General features: G+C 58.4%; 26 protein-coding genes. 8 read left to right on the forward strand and 18 right to left on the reverse strand.

Annotated features, from left to right (window positions below; all coding sequences use genetic code 11):
* Positions 1 to 37: 37 nt before the first annotated feature.
* From AAF739_09390 to AAF739_09465, 16 genes are all read right to left on the reverse strand, one after another.
* Positions 38 to 280: a hypothetical protein gene (locus AAF739_09390; GenBank protein ID MEM6382875.1), complete on the reverse strand. Its 243-nt coding sequence runs from the start codon at positions 278 to 280 to the stop codon at positions 38 to 40.
* Positions 281 to 353: 73 nt separating this feature from the next.
* Positions 354 to 617, reverse strand: a complete 264-nt coding sequence (locus AAF739_09395) for a hypothetical protein (GenBank protein MEM6382876.1) — start codon at positions 615 to 617, stop codon at positions 354 to 356.
* Between the two features lie 423 nt (positions 618 to 1040).
* Positions 1041 to 1652, reverse strand: coding sequence for an urease accessory protein UreG (gene ureG / locus AAF739_09400; protein MEM6382877.1), 612 nt, complete (start codon positions 1650 to 1652; stop codon positions 1041 to 1043).
* Positions 1652 to 2104: a DUF3995 domain-containing protein gene (locus AAF739_09405; GenBank protein ID MEM6382878.1), complete on the reverse strand. Its 453-nt coding sequence runs from the start codon at positions 2102 to 2104 to the stop codon at positions 1652 to 1654. The genes ureG and AAF739_09405 overlap by 1 nt, the downstream gene beginning before the upstream one ends.
* The gene (locus AAF739_09410; GenBank protein ID MEM6382879.1) at positions 2101 to 2745 is read right to left on the reverse strand and encodes an urease accessory protein UreF; all 645 of its coding nucleotides are present in this window, start codon (positions 2743 to 2745) and stop codon (positions 2101 to 2103) included. The genes AAF739_09405 and AAF739_09410 overlap by 4 nt, the downstream gene beginning before the upstream one ends.
* Positions 2742 to 3239, reverse strand: coding sequence for a hypothetical protein (locus AAF739_09415; protein MEM6382880.1), 498 nt, complete (start codon positions 3237 to 3239; stop codon positions 2742 to 2744). Before AAF739_09415 ends, AAF739_09410 begins: the two co-directional genes overlap by 4 nt.
* A complete protein-coding gene (locus tag AAF739_09420; GenBank protein ID MEM6382881.1) occupies positions 3193 to 3681 on the reverse strand; it encodes an urease accessory protein UreE in 489 nt (162 codons plus the stop codon). The genes AAF739_09415 and AAF739_09420 overlap by 47 nt, the downstream gene beginning before the upstream one ends.
* Positions 3682 to 3743: 62 nt before the next feature.
* Positions 3744 to 4853 (reverse strand): alpha/beta hydrolase, encoded by a 1110-nt coding sequence (locus AAF739_09425; GenBank protein MEM6382882.1) that lies wholly within the window; start codon positions 4851 to 4853, stop codon positions 3744 to 3746.
* Between the two features lie 161 nt (positions 4854 to 5014).
* Positions 5015 to 6727 carry an urease subunit alpha gene (gene ureC, locus AAF739_09430; protein MEM6382883.1) on the reverse strand — a complete coding sequence of 571 codons (1713 nt, stop codon included), beginning with the start codon at positions 6725 to 6727 and terminating at the stop codon, positions 5015 to 5017.
* A 43-nt stretch (positions 6728 to 6770) separates the two neighbouring features.
* Positions 6771 to 7121 carry a hypothetical protein gene (locus AAF739_09435; GenBank protein ID MEM6382884.1) on the reverse strand — a complete coding sequence of 117 codons (351 nt, stop codon included), beginning with the start codon at positions 7119 to 7121 and terminating at the stop codon, positions 6771 to 6773.
* Between the two features lie 29 nt (positions 7122 to 7150).
* Positions 7151 to 7456 carry an urease subunit beta gene (locus AAF739_09440; protein MEM6382885.1) on the reverse strand — a complete coding sequence of 102 codons (306 nt, stop codon included), beginning with the start codon at positions 7454 to 7456 and terminating at the stop codon, positions 7151 to 7153.
* On the reverse strand, positions 7443 to 7724 hold the full coding sequence (locus AAF739_09445; GenBank protein MEM6382886.1) for a hypothetical protein: 282 nt from the start codon (positions 7722 to 7724) through the stop codon (positions 7443 to 7445). The genes AAF739_09440 and AAF739_09445 overlap by 14 nt, the downstream gene beginning before the upstream one ends.
* Entirely contained in the window at positions 7693 to 7950 is a 258-nt protein-coding gene (locus tag AAF739_09450) for a DUF1272 domain-containing protein (GenBank protein MEM6382887.1), read from the reverse strand. The genes AAF739_09445 and AAF739_09450 overlap by 32 nt, the downstream gene beginning before the upstream one ends.
* A 10-nt stretch (positions 7951 to 7960) precedes the next feature.
* Positions 7961 to 8263: an urease subunit gamma gene (locus AAF739_09455; protein ID MEM6382888.1), complete on the reverse strand. Its 303-nt coding sequence runs from the start codon at positions 8261 to 8263 to the stop codon at positions 7961 to 7963.
* A gap of 36 nt (positions 8264 to 8299) precedes the next feature.
* Positions 8300 to 9238, reverse strand: coding sequence for an urease accessory protein UreD (locus tag AAF739_09460; protein ID MEM6382889.1), 939 nt, complete (start codon positions 9236 to 9238; stop codon positions 8300 to 8302).
* A complete protein-coding gene (locus AAF739_09465; GenBank protein MEM6382890.1) occupies positions 9235 to 10497 on the reverse strand; it encodes a urate hydroxylase PuuD in 1263 nt (420 codons plus the stop codon). Before AAF739_09465 ends, AAF739_09460 begins: the two co-directional genes overlap by 4 nt.
* Before the next feature lie 283 nt (positions 10498 to 10780).
* On the opposite strand from AAF739_09465, the gene phnD reads away from it, so the two are divergent.
* From phnD to phnE (AAF739_09485), 4 genes are all read left to right on the forward strand, one after another.
* Entirely contained in the window at positions 10781 to 11728 is a 948-nt protein-coding gene (gene phnD / locus AAF739_09470) for a phosphate/phosphite/phosphonate ABC transporter substrate-binding protein (GenBank protein MEM6382891.1), read from the forward strand.
* A 78-nt stretch (positions 11729 to 11806) separates the two neighbouring features.
* Entirely contained in the window at positions 11807 to 12628 is an 822-nt protein-coding gene (gene phnC, locus AAF739_09475) for a phosphonate ABC transporter ATP-binding protein (GenBank protein MEM6382892.1), read from the forward strand.
* On the forward strand, positions 12625 to 13440 hold the full coding sequence (phnE, locus tag AAF739_09480; GenBank protein ID MEM6382893.1) for a phosphonate ABC transporter, permease protein PhnE: 816 nt from the start codon (positions 12625 to 12627) through the stop codon (positions 13438 to 13440). Before phnC ends, phnE (AAF739_09480) begins: the two co-directional genes overlap by 4 nt.
* On the forward strand, positions 13437 to 14249 hold the full coding sequence (phnE, locus tag AAF739_09485; protein MEM6382894.1) for a phosphonate ABC transporter, permease protein PhnE: 813 nt from the start codon (positions 13437 to 13439) through the stop codon (positions 14247 to 14249). The genes phnE (AAF739_09480) and phnE (AAF739_09485) overlap by 4 nt, the downstream gene beginning before the upstream one ends.
* A 22-nt stretch (positions 14250 to 14271) precedes the next feature.
* Here phnE (AAF739_09485) and uraH read toward each other — a convergent pair whose 3' ends face one another.
* Positions 14272 to 14661 carry a hydroxyisourate hydrolase gene (uraH, locus tag AAF739_09490; GenBank protein ID MEM6382895.1) on the reverse strand — a complete coding sequence of 130 codons (390 nt, stop codon included), beginning with the start codon at positions 14659 to 14661 and terminating at the stop codon, positions 14272 to 14274.
* A 57-nt stretch (positions 14662 to 14718) separates the two neighbouring features.
* Here uraH and puuE point away from each other — a divergent pair, with 57 nt between their 5' ends.
* From puuE to AAF739_09510, 4 genes are read left to right on the forward strand one after another with little or no spacing between them, the layout of a single operon-like run.
* Positions 14719 to 16188, forward strand: coding sequence for an allantoinase PuuE (gene puuE, locus AAF739_09495; protein ID MEM6382896.1), 1470 nt, complete (start codon positions 14719 to 14721; stop codon positions 16186 to 16188).
* Positions 16185 to 17087, forward strand: a complete 903-nt coding sequence (locus AAF739_09500) for a bifunctional allantoicase/(S)-ureidoglycine aminohydrolase (GenBank protein ID MEM6382897.1) — start codon at positions 16185 to 16187, stop codon at positions 17085 to 17087. The genes puuE and AAF739_09500 overlap by 4 nt, the downstream gene beginning before the upstream one ends.
* Entirely contained in the window at positions 17084 to 17584 is a 501-nt protein-coding gene (locus AAF739_09505) for an ureidoglycolate lyase (protein ID MEM6382898.1), read from the forward strand. The genes AAF739_09500 and AAF739_09505 overlap by 4 nt, the downstream gene beginning before the upstream one ends.
* Positions 17585 to 17589: 5 nt before the next feature.
* Positions 17590 to 17883 carry a hypothetical protein gene (locus AAF739_09510; protein MEM6382899.1) on the forward strand — a complete coding sequence of 98 codons (294 nt, stop codon included), beginning with the start codon at positions 17590 to 17592 and terminating at the stop codon, positions 17881 to 17883.
* Here AAF739_09510 and AAF739_09515 read toward each other — a convergent pair.
* On the reverse strand, positions 17867 to 18259 hold the full coding sequence (locus AAF739_09515) for a helix-turn-helix domain-containing protein (protein ID MEM6382900.1): 393 nt from the start codon (positions 18257 to 18259) through the stop codon (positions 17867 to 17869). The two genes, AAF739_09510 and AAF739_09515, sit on opposite strands and share 17 nt — an antisense overlap.
* Between the last annotated feature and the right edge of the window lie 10 nt (positions 18260 to 18269).

Raw genomic sequence — 18269 nt, forward strand, 5'->3', positions numbered from 1 at the left:
CCGACACGTTGTGTGCATGTGCGGTTCGTTAATTGGTTTAGTTGGATAACGGCTCCGTCGGCTGCACCTTTTTTGGCTGCCCACGGTAACTGTTATTGGGCAGTGGTGCATCTCGTAAGGCGGCATTGTTGGGCGAAAACAGTGCGCCGGAGATGAACGTGGATGCGGTTGCCCCGCTCGTGAACGCTGTTTGCGTTGGATTGACCGACGCGTTTGCGGGGACTGAGAGCGCTGGGGAAAGTGAGGCCAAAACCGCTACAGTGATCAGAGAAGTCTTCATGGCCGATCTCCTGCCTTTCAGGGAACAGGCTCGGCGAGCGCAAGGAGGAAAACACTCGCCGAGCCAGTTGGTGTTAGCCGATCACACGGACCGAACGAATGAGCTTGTCATCGTCATTGATGTTCACGCGAACCGTGTCGCCAATCTGGGCGTTGGGCAGCGAGAACAGGCCTTGGCTGTCATCAAGCATGTGGCCCGTTGAGAGCGTCACGCCGCTGCCATCGACAGAGACGACCGATGCGTCAAAAGAGAAATTGTTGGTTGCCGAAGCAAAAGCCGGAGAAGCGGCACCAAAAGCGAGAGCAACTGCAGTTGCGGTCAAAGCGAGAGTTTTCATTGTTTTAGTCCTTTATGGTTTTGATGAAGAAAGTAACTTTCTTCTGTTTGGTTGATCGAGCGTTTGTTGCTCGTTCGATGAATTTGAAATTATCGTTTGCTGGAAAATACGCAATCCACGGAACCGTAACGTCGCGTCACGCGGTTGTGAGGGATTTGCGAGAGGCCGGTGAACGTCACCGCTGATCATGCTGCTGGATACGAACAGACACCCGGAATCGCAGACGCCTTTCGCCCACACGGTTCCTCACGAGGCGATCGCTTAGGTTCGCTTTTTGCGGCTAAAAGAAATTGCAAAAGCCGCAGCGCGAGCCGCTGAAGGCGCTCATAGCGGGGCCTGAAGTCGCGTGCGCGTGATCAAAAAACGCAAAATTTGCGCTTTCTTGGTTAGGTCGGTCAGGTAATTCATCCACTTTTTGCCGCTTCAGGCAGCACGCAGTCCGCCAACGTCCAACAGAAACGATATGATTGGCTCGACGCCCTTGCCCGCGCGCAGGTCGGTGAAAACGTGGGCACGTCCCGCCCGCGCAGCAGTGGCATCCGCACGCATACGGTCAAGGTCAGCTCCAACATGAGGCGCCAGATCGGCCTTATTGATGATCAGTATATCCGAGCGTGTGATGGCGGGGCCACCTTTCCTAGGGATGTCTTCGCCCTGGCAGACGGAAATGACGTACAGGCTGAGATCTGCGAGGTCCGGCGAGAAAGTCGCGGCGAGGTTGTCGCCACCTGACTCGATGAAGACAATGTCGAGATCGGGATGGCGCGTGCACAAGCGATCAATTGCGCGCAAGTTTATCGATGCGTCTTCGCGGATCGCCGTGTGCGGGCAGCCGCCGGTCTCCACACCCATAATGCGATCTGAGGTGAGAGCTTGCATCCGCACCAGCGCTTCAGCGTCTTCCTTGGTGTAAATGTCGTTGGTAACAACGCCGACGGAGTAGCGATCGCGCAGTGCGCCGCAAAGAGCTGCTGTGAGGGTCGTCTTACCCGAGCCGACAGGGCCGCCTATTCCGACACGAAGGGGACCGTTCATCAGCTGTGCCACGCCTCACCTGGGCCAGCCACCAACAGCGTAAACAGCCCAACGCCAATGGCGGTTATCAGCGGCGAATAAAGCCGTGCATTGAGCCGGGCGAAAGGTTGTTGCGCGTGTCTATTGGTGACCGCCGGCAGGTAACCTGCCACCCCACGGCCAAGGAAGACCAAGGTAAGCACCACCATCCCAAGGCCGACAAACCAATCGGGTAAGGGCAGAGCCAGAGGACCAACCCAGACGAGGGGCCATAGAGCGGCTAGCGCGATCAGGCCTGAGACCACCGCCGTTAGTGACTGGTCCGGCATCGCGTCAACACCATTCTGACCGAACACCGTGTGGCTCAGGGAAGTCTCGTCCGTGCCCGGCCATTTTCCGCCCAGCGCCCAATGCAAGTGTAACAGAGCAATGGCCATGAGCAGCAGTGCAATGACGTTCGCCAAGGCAATCATGACAGAAAAATCCTCGGTTCCAGCGTTTCATGTTGTCCGCTTGTGATGTCCGCTATGAAAGCCGATCCCCCCAGATCGTCAAGGGTCGACTGTTCTGCCCTTTCAGCGACCACCAGAACCGTTGTTTCCAGTCGGGCGAGCAGCTGCGCCGCGCCTGTTTGGCCGGTCACGGAAAGCCTGATCGCTGCCTGCAGCTGATTGGAAATCTGGGTTTGCAGGGACGCGGTCAGGGCCTCCAATAGGGGGATTTTGGCCCGTGCGCTGATGGCTCCAATCGCTACCGGAAGTGGCGCCTCACGCGGGGCGTCGCATATCGCCCACGGCTCCGCAGCGTGCAGGAACGCAGCGCCCTGGTCCACCGTTTCGCGGTGCCGCTCAGCTGTGGGTGCCAGCGCGCGCGCGAGAGCGGACAGTGAAGGGAGTTTGGACCCATTGGTACGATAAGCCGCGGCCAGGAGTACGGCATCATTCCACATGCTTCCCGAAGTCAGGATGGTCCTAAGCCACTCTTGCAGTGTCTGTTGGTCATGAACGCGACCATCGGCGACCGCCTGTTCGAGGCCGACAGAGTAGGCGAAGCCGCCGGTTGGAAACACCGGCGAAAGCCATGCCATCAATCGAGCCAGAGACAGGGTGCTCATTTTCCACCCAGCAGTCGGGCATCGACCGCGCCGCTCGCCTGATTGATGGTGACCGCCAAAGACCGCGGCTGGAAGGTATCGGTTGTCGCATTAAAGACCTGAACATCCATGGTCAGGCGCAAGCCGGTTGTGGGGTTGTAGTCCGACGTCATGTCCTCGAACAAAACGCCAGCAAAACCCGAGGACCCGTCGGCCGATACAACTTTGCATTGCCGGCCACCAAGCTCGTCGAGCGGCGGCGACAGTATGACCAGATGCAGCGCCCCGGCTGCTGGTTCGATCGTATCGGTGAGCGTAATGCGCACATCGCCGTTAGCGAAGGTTCGGCTGAAAACGTCCCAAGGCTCTACAATGGCTTGCGCCGAAGCTCGCCAGTCGCATTCCGCGACCGTCACAGCCTGAGCTGGTGTAGTAAGGAAGGCTGTCAAAGCGGCCGTGACCGCGACCCTAATCGTGGTTGTGATCATGGTCGTCATGGTGGTGGTGGTTTGCATGTGCATCACCATAAGCGCCACCTTCGGGATTGAAAGGGGCTTCGATCTCAGCAACACCCGCCCCCAAGCCTTCGAGCATCGCCTTGATCACGGCATCGCGGCGTATACGGATGCGTTTGGCGGAGATATCAGCAGCCAGGTGCCGGTTCCCAATTTGCCAGGCTAGGCTCAGCAGATGGCGCTCGTCATGTCCCGTGATCTCGTAGAGTGGCTCCGGTGATGCGCGCACTTCGATGACCCGGCCATCGGAAAGCAGGAGCCCCTCGCCATGCTGAAGAAGACGTGCGTCCGGTAGGTCTAGCAGGAAGGTTATGCCGCCGTCGGACTGCATGCGAAACCGGCGGCGATGTCGGTCAATCTGATCAAGCGTGATGTGGTCGGCCGCGCTGTGTGTATGCCCCAGGACTTGGCGACAGGTTGGAAGTCGGTTTGTCTCGCTCACTTTTACTTCCCCTGAGTGCACATTGACCGTTGCGTCAGGATCGAGGGGCGGTTGGGCGCTGGTCATCGACCAAGAACGGCATCGAGGGGTGCCAACACAATCTGTCGTGCGCCTCGAACAACGTTTACGGTTCCCGGTACTTCATCCGCGCCCGCTACCTGGTCATCTTCCAGCTGTTCACCAAGCTGGGGTGCATTGCGCACAAACTGAATAAGAGACGGGGAACTCAAACCGACGGAGTGATTGAGCTGGTCGCCAGCGTCCGAGATCTGCGTCAGGTCGATGATTGTGACATTGAAGTCCGATACATCATCGACCGTTCCGATGTTACCCAAGCGCTGTGATTGCCGTGAAACGGTTGCTGAAAGTCTCAGAGCTCGATCATTTTGTGACGTGAAAATGATGAACGGATTGGGCAGTGGATCGATGCGCCTCGCTTGCGCTTGAAAAACCTGCACGTCAATGTCTGGTGACATCAAGACGACGCCGCCTATGCCTCTGAGCGTCACGCGGTCTTGGTCAATTGATAGCGATCGGAGCGTCTCCATTGTGAGGTACGAGCCCATGGAGTGAGCGAGAACGATAATTCTCTCATCGGTAGTTTGCACCAGAAGCTGCAGAAAACGCTCGAACGATTCCCGCGCCGCGAGAACGCTGTCTCGATCGTAGACGTATCCGGTGACCGACTCGAGTGAAGGCCATGCGTAGTGAACGGCAAGCCCCGGGACGTCGAAGTCGTAGCGAATCTGCGCAGCGCGGTAGAGGCTCTGGGCAAAAGTATTGTTGTAGCCGTGAACGTAAACGACCAATTCGCGCTGTCCTGGTGGGCGGTTAGCCTGCGCCTGCCGGAGTGCGGCTTGGAAGTCAGAACCGCCTGAAAAGTTCTCCGTACCCGCTACCAGAAAGTGCCTGCGGCTGTCCGGCGCGTTTTCAGCGAACGGCACAGATCCCGGCTGACGGTCTTGTGGCACTGAGACATCGAAGCGGGCAAAACTCAGCTCGGAGGAGCGCTCGCTTGAAAAGCCTTGATCGGTTCGTTTTCGAGACGTGGCCAGGAAAACGGGCTCGATATCTGTGGCTGATTGGCTCGCTGGGAGGCTTACGATTTCTGGACGCCCTGCGCAGCTCGCTAATGCAATCGCCGCGAAGACTATGATCAGCCGATGCCACATACGCACGATCCATGATGCACACTAAGATATAATGCTTAGGCAAACCTACCGGTGCCCACAAGTATGGCCCATACCGTATGCGGTGGGGCTTATAATGGGGTCCCAAACGCCTTGCCGCAGCGCCATCACTTTTCGTATCGAGCGTACCCGTTCGGGCAGCCTTAAAACAGAAAATATCGCTGCGCCATCGGCAGGACCTCTGCTGGTTCGCAGGTCAGCAGCTCGCCGTCCGCGCGGACCTCATAAGTTTCGGGGTCGACCTCCACATTCGGCGTCCCGGAATTGTGCACCATTGAGGCTTTGGAGATGCCGCCGCGGGTGTTGGCGCACGCTACCATGCTCTTCTCGACGCCGAGGCTTTCCTCAAGACCCGCTTCCAGCGCGGCTTGGCTGACAAAGGTCACCGACCCATTGGTGATTGCCTTGCCGAACGCGCCGAACATCGGCCGCATGTGGACCGGTTGGGGCGTCGGGATTGAGGCGTTCGGATCGCCCATCGGCGCTGCGGCGATGGTCCCGCCTACCAACACCATCTCGGGCTTCACGCCGAAGAAGGCCGGGTTCCACAGGCACAGGTCAGCGCGCTTGCCGACCTCAATAGAGCCAATCTCGTTTGACAGGCCGTGGGCAATGGCGGGGTTTATGGTGTATTTCGCGATGTAGCGTTTGACCCGCACATTGTCGTTGTCGCCGGTCTCATCGGGCAGGCTACCCCTCTGACGCTTCATCTTGTCGGCGGTCTGCCACGTGCGGATGATCACCTCGCCGACGCGGCCCATGGCCTGGCTATCAGACGCGATGATCGAGAACGCGCCCATATCGTGGAGGATATCTTCCGCGGCGATGGTTTCCTTGCGAATGCGGCTTTCAGCGAACGCGATGTCTTCAGGAATTCGGCTGTCGAGGTGGTGGCAGACCATGAGCATGTCGAGATGCTCGGCGACCGTGTTCACGGTGTAGGGCCGCGTTGGGTTGGTGGATGAGGGTAAAATGTTGGGGAGCCCGCAGACCTTGATGATGTCGGGCGCGTGGCCGCCGCCAGCGCCTTCTGTGTGGAAGGCGTGGATGGTGCGCCCGCCTATTGCGTCGATGGTCGATTCCACGAAGCCGCTCTCGTTGAGCGTGTCGGTGTGGATCATCACCTGCACATCGTACTGGTCGGCGACCGACAGGCAGCAATCGATCGCGCCGGGTGTGGTGCCCCAATCCTCGTGCAGCTTCATGGCGCAGGCACCGCCCAAGATCATCTCTTCGAGTGCGGCGGGCTGGGACGCGTTGCCTTTGCAGGACAAGCCAATGTTCATGGGGAACGCATCGAACGATTGGATCATCCGGCCGATATGCCAGGCCCCCGGCGTGCAAGTGGTCGCCAGCGTGCCGTGGGCTGGACCCGTGCCGCCGCCAAGCATGGTGGTGAGGCCCGACATCAGCGCTTCGTCGATCTGCTGCGGGCAGATGAAGTGAATATGCGCGTCGAACCCGCCTGCGGTGAGGATCTTGCCCTCGCCCGCAATCGCTTCGGTGCCGGGGCCGATAATGATGTCGACGCCGTCCTGCGTGTCAGGATTGCCAGCCTTCCCGATGGCAACAATCCGCCCGTCCTTGAGGCCGACATCGGCCTTTGTGATGCCGCTATGATCAACGATCAGCGCATTGGTGATGACGGTATCGACCGCGCCCTCCGCGCGGGTCACCTGGCTCTGGCCCATCCCGTCGCGGATCACCTTGCCACCGCCGAACTTCACCTCTTCCCCATACACCGTCAGGTCGCGCTCAACCTCAATGAACAGCTCGGTATCGGCGAGGCGGACCTTGTCCCCGGTTGTGGGGCCGTACATGCCGGCATAGGCGGCGCGGGAGATGGTGGCGGGCATGAAGGTTTCCTTTATTCGCAGGAGTGGAGCGCCACGCGTGTCGCTATCCGCTCAGTCCCGGGATCCGCGGACCTTTTCGTGACAGGCGCTGGGCGTTGCGCCGTGTTTTCGCCTTGGCTGGTTTCACGGCTTCGAGCATCACCGCGGCCGGGTTTGCCCCCTGCCACATGGCCAAAGAGGCCTGCGCAGCGCCCTTTGCGAAGGCCAATTGCTTCTCGCGCACCATCATCTCGTTTTCATTGTCAGACCTATGCCACCAACCCGCGGCGCCCATCGTGCGCATGGCGATGACGGACGACGCCTCCATCCCCATCCGCCACATGGCGAAGTTGAGATCGACCAGCGACCCGGCCGTCTTGCTCGCCCGTGTGGCGGCGCGTCTTGCAGTACTCATGGAATAACAATCCTGTCCGTCGGTGTGTTTCAGAGTTTGCCCATCACATCTTGGCGAAACCCGTAGACCTCGCGTTTGCCGCCAAGGGGCACAAGCGTGACGTCGCGTTCCTGGCCCGGTTCAAACCGAACCGCCGTGCCCGCAGCAATGTCGAGCCTCATGCCGCGGGCTACATCCCGGTCGAACGCGAGAGCCGGATTGGTCTCGAAGAAATGATAATGCGAGCCGACTTGGACTGGCCGATCGCCCGTGTTCGCGACTTTAAGCGTTACCGCAGCCTGACCATGGTTAAGCGTAATGTCCGGGCCATCCGTGATCACTTCACCGGGGATCATCGATGCTATCCTTTCCCAACAGAGGTGTTGCGCCGCGTGGGCGGCTGTCCCGGTCAGAGAATCGGGACGTCGGAAACCCTGGCGCGTCGATTTCGTCAGGTGGAAGCGTTCTGCGCCAAGGCCTGCCGGTCAACACCCGGAATCCGATGAACCCCATGACCACCACAAGCGCGATGCCAATCGCGAGAAGGTCAAAGCTGGCCAACGGGTGGTAGGTGTTGAGGTTCATGTCGTGCTTAAGCTGCGCGCCTTGCGACGCAATCCTCACGCTTGCCGATCACCCGCGTCGTTGATGGCGGGTGCTTGGCAAGTTGTGCAGCGGGGCGAATTGGCCGCGGCACAAAATTACCGCCGCAGTTGGGGCAGATTCCGCCAAGCACCTCTTCCACGCAGTCACTGCAAAATGTGCACTCGTAGGTGCAGATCATAGCATCCGTGGCTTGTGGCGGTAGGTCCTTGTCGCAGCACTCGCAATTGGGCTTGAGGATCAGCATGTCTTATCTCCTATCGGATAGGCTCGTGCACAGTGACAAGCTTCGTGCCGTCTGGAAACGTCGCTTCGACCTGCACATCATGGATCATCTCGGCAACGCCTTCCATGACATCGGCTCGGCTGATGACGTGTGCCCCCGCTTCCATAAGGTCTGCAACTGCTTGCCCATCGCGCGCGCCCTCGACGACGAAGTCCGTGATCAAAGCGATCGCCTCGGGGTGGTTGAGCTTGACCCCTCGTTCCAACCTGCGACGTGCAACGTTGGCGGCCATGGCAACCAGCAGTTTATCTTTCTCGCGCGGCGTGAGTTGCATTACAGGGTCCTTGAACGGTGCAGGTTCGGAGGCTTTTCAGAGCGACCAGATTTTTGGAACGGCGGGTGCCGCTTGATTGGTTGCGCCATGCGCCAGGTGATTGATCAGCGGGATCAGGGCCGCGCGCAAATCATACCCACCGGTTGCGGCTACGCGTGCGATAAGTTTTGACTGTCCGCCAACTTGCCAACATGAGACACTGGCGACCGTATTTTTCGCAGCGCCCATAAGGTCTCGGGCTCCTTCCAGTTTCGCCTCGGCATGGTTGCCGAACAAGGCTACCGTTGCAAGGGCCGTCATCGCCGGTAGGCTCGCAACCCTGTCCAAATGTTCAGCAATATCCCCCATAAGTCGCACGTTTTCTGCGTGGATTAGCTCGCCATTATGGAGGATTCGCCAGCGGTCTACCCATGTACCCTGTTTGAGCGCCTCGCCCATCGCCGTCCGACCGAAAATGATCGGCTCGACCAGCAGAAGCGATGAACGATCGTGTAGATCAGCTGTAATGGTCCGATGAAGATGCGCGCGATCAAACAGGATCGTTTCCTGCGGAAGCCACTGCAATCGGGCGCCTTGAGCCACAGTCAACTTGATATCGACGGTGGCTGCTCCGTCATCGGATTTGTAGACTTTTTCGCACGCCTGCGTCGTGACCGTCACCCGCGTATCTGGCCCTGCAACGAGGTCCCATGACAGCTCGTCACCGCCCGTCACGCCGCCTGCGGTGTTGATCAAAACTGCTTCGAGGTCAGTGCGGCCGTGATGATCGGGGACGCGAATCCGAGCAGCTGCCTGTTGATAGAGCCGATCAAGACGACTTCGGCCGTCATGCCCCTGCTTGACAGTAAGGCCGCCTATGCCTTGTGTGCGCTGGAGCATGAGCCTGCTGCCGCTCTTAAGCGTGACCGGGCGGTTGTCGCCTTCGTGGCCACCGGACAGAGCTGGCACGGAAGGCGTCGTCAGGTGTTCGTTCAACGTGCCGCCGTCTCGTCAGCGCGAATACCCTGCCGGCCCGCGCGATACCAAGCTACGATTTTCGCCCGCTCTTCGTCGGTTATGGCTGACATATTGCCCGGCGGCATCGCGTTCGAATAGCCCGCCTGCAAAGCAATGTCGTGTGCATGCTGCGCGACTTGCCATTCGGTCTCAAGCCGAACACCCTTCGGTGCCCAAAAGGTATCGAACCATGTCGGCTCCTGCGCGTGGCACATCGAGCAGCGCCCCAAAACAATTGTATGCACGTCTTCAAAACCCGGAGCTTCTGCAAAGCGCTGCTGCGCCGGGCTCATGGCCGTCTCGTCCTCCCAAGGATCGTGACCGTTCCACATCGGCGCCATGGACAGAACTGCAATCACCAGCATGGTGGCAGCGGAAGCGAACCAAGGCCATATGAGTTTCTGCTTGGTGGCGTGCATGGTGTTGAAGAAGTGGCGCACAAAGACACCGACCAGGAACACCAACGCAGCAATGATCCAATTATAGTCGCTTGCAAAAGCCAGCGGGTAATGGATCGACAGCATCAGGAACAGCACCGGCAGGGTAAGGTAGTTGTTATGTGTGGAGCGCAGTTTTGCGATTTTGCCGTACTTTGCGTCGGGTACCTTGCCTGCTTTCAGGTCGGCAACGACGATCTTCTGGTTGGGAATGATCACCATCGCAACGTTCGCCGCCATGATCGTGGCGGTGAAGGCGCCGAGATGTAAAAGCGCAGCGCGGCCCGAAAAAACCTGTGCGTAGAACCAGCTCATCCCAACTATGATGAGGAACAGCACCCCCATCATGATGTTTGGATTGTCGCCAAGTTTCGAATCGCACAGTCGCGAATAGAGGATCCAACCAAGCACCAGTGAGGCGACCGAAATACCAATACCTTGCCAGGTCGCAAGGTCTCTAACATGGGGATCGATGAGGTAAAGATCGGCACCAAAATAGTAGACCAGTACCAGCAGAAGAAAGCCCGAAATCCAGGTCCAGTAGGCCTCCCATTTGAACCACACCAGATGCTCGGGCAGGTTATCTGGGGCCACCATATATTTGTTGATGTGATAGAAGCCGCCGCCGTGGACTTGCCATTCTTCACCACCAACGCCTGATGGAAGGTGAGGGCCCTTGCGCAGACCCAGATCGAGCGCAATGAAATAAAAGCTCGATCCGATCCAAGCGATTGCCGTGATGACGTGCAGCCAGCGAACCACAAACTCGAGCCAGTCCGCCAACACAAAAAGATCGAACATCCAGATACCTTCACCCGACATGACGGTCGGGCATAGCTTTGCAAGTTACGCGCCAGCAGGAAAGGGCTGAGCAAGAAAAGTCCGGTGAGACATGTTGCCCGTCTGAGCAAGCCACCACATACGGTGAGTGATTTGCCCTTTTGTAGCCAGAAAATGGGTGGTGAAACCGTTTCGGTTTGCTGACACCAAACTATGCGCGCTGGACGCGTGTCACAGGACTGTTACATTCCAGCCCTAACGCATCCGAACATGCAAACAGAGATGCAAACAAGGGAGATGATCCATGAAGCTGTTTTCAACGATGACGGCGCTTACGGCGCTTTTGCTGGTGGCACCGGCCAACGCATTTGAGCTGGGTGATCGCTACGTCGATAATGATGGCGACCTGATTGCCGACATCCCAACAGATGAAAGCGAATGGATCGACCCATCGACCTTGATTTTCGCCTACACGCCCGTCGAGGATCCGGCGGTTTATGCTGAAGTATGGCAGGGCTTTCTCGATCACCTAGCCGAAGCCACTGGCAAGAACGTTCAGTTTTTTCCTGTGCAGTCCAATGCTGCGCAGATTGAAGCGATGCGTGCCGGACGCCTTCACGTTGCAGGCTTCAATACAGGCTCTAATCCTCTCGCGGTTGCCTGCGCGGGTTATCGACCCTTTGCGATGATGGCTGGGTCTGATGGGTCTTTCGGTTATGAGATGGAAATCCTCACATTCCCGGACTCCGGTATCGGTGAGATCGAAGACATTCGCGGCGGGGAACTTGCTTTTACGTCCGAGACGTCCAACTCCGGCTTCAAAGCGCCTTCGGCCATCTTGATGTCCGAGTTTGAAATGGAAGCGGGTGAGGATTTCACCCCGGTTTTCTCAGGCGCCCACGATAGCTCGATCTTAGGGGTCGCCAATCAAGACTATTCGGCCGCTGCGGTCGCAAACTCGGTTCTCGCTCGGATGGTGGACCGCGAGGTGGTTAGCATGGATCAGCTCGTTTCCATCTACAAATCCCAGACGTTCCCGACCACAAGCTACGGCGTCGCCCATAACCTGACACCTGAGCTGCAGCAGGCGATCCAAGACGCTTTCTTCAGCTTCGAATGGGAAGGAACGGCTCTCGCCGAAGAGTTCAACCGGAACGGCGAAGACCAGTTCATTCCAATCACCTTCCAGAATGAGTGGTCCGTGATCCGAGCCATCGATGAGGCAAACGGCGTCTCCTACGACTGCAATTGATCGAACTGGCTTCGAGCATTTGAGAACTCAGGCGGGCGGTCCACTGCCGCCCGCACTTTCTTGACGAGACGTCCGCCAATGCTGCACCTCGAAGGCCTTTCCAAGACTTACAAGACGGGAGATGCCGCGCTTTCCGGCGCAACATTGGATGTGCCCAAGGGGCAGATTGTCGGGCTGATCGGTCCCTCGGGTGCGGGTAAATCGACCCTGATTCGATGCATCAACAGGCTCGTTGAGCCAACATCCGGCAAGGTCCTGCTTGGGGATGTCGACCTGGTTGGTCTGAATAAGGCCCAGCTTCGCGAACAACGGCGCCGGATTGGCATGATCTTCCAGGAGTATGCGCTGGTCGAGCGGCTGACAGTAATGGAAAACGTCCTGTCCGGGCGGCTTGGTTACGTACCGTTCTGGCGGAGCTTTATGAGAAAGTACCCGCCGGCGGACGTACAGAACGCTTATCGGCTGTTGGATCGTGTCGGGCTGATGCATCAGGCCGATAAGCGCGCTGACGCGCTTTCGGGCGGCCAACGCCAGCGGGTCGGCATCGCGCGGGCGTTGGCGCAGGAACCTGAACTGTTGCTGGTCGATGAGCCAACTGCCAGCCTTGATCCGAAAACATCGCGCCAGATCATGCGGCTTCTAACAGAGATTTGCGGTGAGCGAGACTTGCCTGCCATCGTCAACATTCATGACGTGCCGCTGGCCCAGCAGTTCATGCAACGCATCGTTGGCCTTAACGCGGGGACAATCGTCTTCGATGGCGCTCCGGAAGCGCTCACAGAGGAGGTGCTGACGCGCATCTACGGGGCAGAAGATTGGAACGCGATGCGCAAAGGCGAGGAGGAGCAACAGCATGCCGAAGCCGACGCACGCGACCGCATGGCAGCTCTCGCCAGATGAGCGTTCCGTCGACAACGACCTATCCCACGCGTTGGAAGCGGCCACCGCAAATCGTCAAGGATCGGCGTTGGCGCATAGGTCTTCAGCTCGCAATCCTAGTCTATCTTGTCCTTGCAGTTGGCTCCGTTGAGGTCGATTGGGCGAGGGTCTCCATTGGCCTTGAACGCGGACAGCGTTTCATCATGGGCTTCTTGCAGCCGGATTTCGCCAGCCGCTGGAATGATATCTACCGGGGGCTGGTCGAGAGCCTGACAATGACGCTGACGTCGACGGTTGTTGGCGTCATCATCTCCGTACCGATCGGCATAGGAGCGGCGCGCAACCTCGCGCCCGCATGGGTCTATTACATCTGCAGAGGCATCATCGCCGTCAGTCGCGCGCTGCAGGAAATCATCATCGCCATCTTTCTTGTCGCGATGTTTGGTTTCGGGCCGTTTGCCGGTTTTTTAACGTTGTCTTTTGCCACGATCGGCTTCATCGCCAAGCTTCTCGCTGACGATATCGAAGAGATTGATGAGGGACAGGCGGAAGCGGTCCGTTCGACGGGCGCATCATGGTTGCAACTGATCAACTATGCGGTGCAACCGCAGGTCATGCCGCGGCTTATCGGGCTCTCGCTCTACAGGCTCGATATCAATTTCAGGGAAAGCGCCGTCATCGGTATCGTCGGCGCGGGCGGTATCGGATCAACGCTCAACACCGCGATCGATCGATATGAGTACGACAGCGCTGGCGCGATCCTTTTGATCATTATTGGGATCGTGATGGTCGCTGAATACAGCTCGAGCTATCTGCGAAAGTTCCTGCAATGAGCGAAATCAGCCATTACAGCGAAGTGTGGCATCACCGGACGCCCAAGGCGCGACTGGCGCTTTGGTTTGGATGGCTGGGCCTGGTTGCTCTGTTCGTCTGGTGCTGGGACCTGATGACCCAGAACACGATTTGGGCGTTTGTGCAGGACGCGCCGCGTCAGGCAGCTGACATTGGCAGTCGTATGATGCCGCCGCGATTGTCTTACTTGCCCGAGCTTCTCGTTCCGCTGTGGGATACGCTGACGATCGCAACGCTCGGTACGATCGGCGGCGTGATCATGGCCGTGCCGGTCGCCTTTCTGGCCGCACGCAACACATCGCCCTCAACGCTCTTTCTGCGGCCCATTGCATTGTTCATTATTGTAGCCTCGCGCTCGATTAATTCTCTGATCTGGGCGCTGTTGTTGGTCGCCATCATTGGACCGGGGATCCTGGCCGGCATTGTGGCGATCGCCCTGCGGTCCATCGGTTTTGTCGGGAAGCTACTTTATGAGGCAATCGAAGAAACCGACGCCAAGCAGATCGAAGCGGTCCAAGCCACCGGCGCTACGTCGCTGCAGACGCTGAACTACGGTATCGTTCCGCAAATCATGCCCGCTTTCTGGGGCATTTCGGTGTTTCGTTGGGATATCAATATTCGCGAAAGCACCATTTTGGGGCTTGTCGGCGCCGGGGGTATTGGCCTCAAGCTTCAAGCATCGCTCAACGTGCTCGCCTGGCCGCAGGTCACGATGATCCTCATCCTGATCCTCGGGACGGTCGTCCTCAGCGAATGGGTTTCGGCCAAAATGCGCTACGCGGTGATATGAGCCGCTTGCAAAGACCTAAGCGTCAACTGCCCCTATAGGTCGAAAAGCCATACGGCGAAAGTAACAGCGGGACATGATAGTGGTCGTTCTCGCTCATTCCGAAGCGAAGGGGTACCTCATCCAGAAACAGTGGGTCACCGTGAGCGAGACCATTGTCTCGCAAATAATCGCCCGCGTGGAAAACCAGCTCATACTGCCCAGTTTTGAATCGATCGACAGGTAAGATCGGAGCATTGGTGCGACCGTCAGCGTTCGTCACAGCTTCCGCGATCTTTGCTCGGGCGGCTCCGGAGAGGTCAAACAGTTCGATTTTTAGCCCTTCAGCCGGACAACCGCGCGCCGTATCGAGAACATGGGTCGTTAGAAACCCAGAACTGGTCTGTCTTCCGCTTGCCCCATCAGTGCCGGCCATGGTTGAACTCTCCCCGTGCGCACGATCCACTTTAGCCGTGCTTGGGAGATGCCTGCAATGAGCCCGCCCCGTTATCCCCGGAACATGATCGGCTATGGCGCTCACCCCCCTGACCCTCAATGGCCGAACCCCGATGGTTCGGGTCCAGCTCGGATCGCGGTGCAGATCGTCCTGAACTACGAAGAAGGTGGGGAGAACGCGACCATCCACGGTGACGCGGGTTCGGAGGCGTTCCTGTCGGAGATTGTCGGTGCAGCCAGTTGGCCGGGCGAGCGCCATTGGAATATGGAGTCGATCTACGAGTACGGTGCGCGTGCAGGCTTTTGGCGTCTCCACCGCCTGTTCAGTCAGATGGATATCCCCTTGACGGTTTATGGGGTTGCAACAGCGCTTGCGCGCTCGCCCGAACAGGTTGCTGCGATGAAGGCAGCGGATTGGGAGATCGCCAGCCACGGCCTGAAATGGATCGAATACAAGGACTACAGCGTCGAAGACGAGGCGGCTCACATGGCCGAGGCTATAGCGCTGCATACCGAAGTGACTGGCGAGCGGCCGCTAGGCTGGTACACGGGACGGTGCTCCATGCAGACGGTCTCCCTGGCAGCGCAAGAAGGCGGTTTCGCTTATGTTGCCGACAGCTATGCGGATGAACTCCCTTATTGGCATCATGAAGACGATGGGAAAAGACAACTGATTGTCCCTTACACGCTTGATGCGAATGACATGCGCTTTGCAACGCCCCAAGGGTTTAATGCGGGTGATCAGTTTTTCAGCTATCTCAAGGACAGCTTCGACGTTCTGTACGAAGAAGGTACGCACGGGCAGGCCAAGATGATGAGCATCGGACTGCACTGCCGCCTCATTGGTAGGCCTGGCCGAATTGCAGCCCTTCGCCGGTTTCTGGAGTATGCGCAGGGCCACACCGGCGTTTGGTTCGCCCGCCGGATCGATATTGCGCGCCACTGGGCGCAGAAGTTCCCACCGCACGTTCGTGGAGCGAATGGATTTGAAGGGCCCAGACCGTCAAGTATGAAAAAGGAAGCGTTTGTGGAGGCGTTTGGCAGCATCTTTGAGCATTCGCCGTGGATCGCCAAGCGTGCGTATAAGCTGGAGTTAGGCGCGGCGCACGATACCGCTCTGGGACTGCACAACGCGCTCGCCCGCATTTTCCGCTCGGCCAGCGCCGAAGAAAGGCTTGGGGTTCTCACTGCTCACCCTGACCTTGCTGGCAAGCTTGCACAGGCTCAGCGGCTGACTGCGTCGTCAAAAGAGGAACAGGCGTCCGCTGGCCTAGACGCGTTGACGGATGGAGAGCGGGAAGCCTTTGAGACGCTAAACAGTCGGTACACGGCCAAGTTCGAGTTCCCTTTTATTATTGCAGTCAAGGACAACACCAAAGCTTCCATTCTCCAGGCTTTCCATCGGCGCCTTGAGCACGATCTTGAAACGGAATTCGCCGAGGCCTGTCGGCAAGTTGAGCGGATAGCTCTCCTGCGTCTCGAAGCCCTACTAGGAGATACAGCGTGACCGACACGCCCAGCTACGGCGCGCAGCTTGGCGGACTTCCGCCCCAGAGCGCCTTGATGACACAGCGCGCCATCTTCACCGAAGCTTACGCGGTGATCCCCAAAGGCGTGATGAGCGACATCGTAGCAGCCCCGATACCGGGCTGGCGCAATACGCGCTCCTGGACCCTTGCCCGGCCGCTCTCAGGTTTTGCAGAAACGTTCGCGCACCTGATTGTCGAAGTCGCCCCTGGCGGCGGTTCGTCTCGACCTGAGCCGGACCCGCTGGCCGAAGCGGTGCTGTTTGTTACTGACGGATCGGTCCGGCTTTCGGTTACCGAGGTGGCAGGCCGTAGCAAGCCGGGCTTCACCGCAAACCACGGTGCAGAGTTTCAGCCAATCGATCGCGCATTGGTCGCTGGCGGTTATGCCTATTTGTCCCCGGGGTGCACGTGGACCATCGAAGGTCTCGGCGATATGCCCGCCACCGTCCACTGGATCCGAAAGGCTTATGAGACCGTCGACGGCCTTGTTCCGCCCATGCCCTTTGTCACATCCGACCAGCAGACGCCGATCGACTGGATGCCCGATACCGATGATCGCTGGGGGACAACACGGTTTGTTGATGCGGACGACCTCGCGCACGATATGCACGTCAACATCGTGACACTTGAGCCGGGGGCCAGTATTCCATTTGAAGAGACCCACGTCATGGAACACGGACTTTTCGTTCTTGAGGGCAAGGGGGTCTACAAGCTCAATCAGGATTGGGTCGAAGTTGAAGCTGGCGACTTCATGTGGCTGCGCGCCTTTTGCCCGCAGGCTTGCTACGCGGGCGGACCGGGAAGGTTCCGTTACCTGTTGTACAAGGACATGAACCGCCTCCCAAGGCTTGGTCGACCCGGAAGCTTTCTGCGTTGAAGCAGGTTGTTGCGACACGATTGACGTCGGAAGCTTTCGCGCCTTTTGGTGATGTTCTGCGAACCGATGGCGAGCCGGACAGGATCATCAATCAGGGCCTCTGCGGGCGCTACCACGATCGAGCGCGCCTGGATTTCGGGGATGATGGCCGGGCTGGTATCAGCCTTTTCAAGGCGCAGCTTCGATCGCTACCCTACAGGCTCGAAATGGTTGAGCGTCACCCCGATGGCTCGCAAGCCTTCCTGCCGATGGATCACGAACCGTTTCTAGTGATCGTCGCTGCCGATTCAGGAGGCATACCAGGCGAACCGCAGGCCTTTATAACAGCCCCTGGTGACGCGGTGAACTATCATCGGGGCACGTGGCACGGTGTTTTGACACCACTTGGTGGATCGGGACTTTTCGCTGTGGTGGATCGCATCGGACAAACACCAAACCTTGAGGAGCATTGGTTTGACGAACCTTTCGAGGTGATCGTCCACGAAATGGGTGGCTAAACAGCATGCCTGACAAGCTCACCGTAGAAAACATCAACGTCCCGGGGCGAACTGCTCGGGTCGATGCCGCCAAATATCATGCCATCCTGACCGCGCTCCTTGATGTCTTGCCCTATCATGAGCCCGGCATGGTTGTGAAAGACGCAATCGTTGCGCTGAAGCCAAAATTGCCAGAGACCCTGTTTCCCAGCGGTGCAACCGTGGGCTGGTGGCAAAAAACGGTTCAGCTGGATCTCGAGGCCAAGGGCTTGATCAGGCGGCTTCCAACAAAACCCATACAGATCATGCGGACCGGTTAGCTGCAGCCTCATCGAACAGGGCACGCGAGCGGGCTATATCCAGTCGGTTATCAAGCGCCCACTCCGCGATTGGCCTCAGCGTTTCAAGCAGGGAGCGACCACGCTTGGTTAGGCTGTAGTCTACGCGAGGCGGAACTGAGGGTGTGACTTTGCGGTCAACCAGCCCATCGCGCTCCAGCTCGCGCAGCGTTTTGGTGAGCATGCGCTGAGATACATCCGGGATGTTGCGCTTCAGTTCAGAGAACCGGAGCGTGCGCGCCTCCAGCCCGGTTACAATCAGGATCGGCCATTTGCCACCGAGATGGTCCATGACATCCCGAACCGGGCAGATGTCGGGATTGTAGAAGGGGTGCTTCTCATCGATGCGCTCGTTCATCGGACAACTT

This window comes from Pseudomonadota bacterium, assembly GCA_039024915.1.
GTDB lineage: Bacteria > Pseudomonadota > Alphaproteobacteria > Rhizobiales > MH13 > MH13.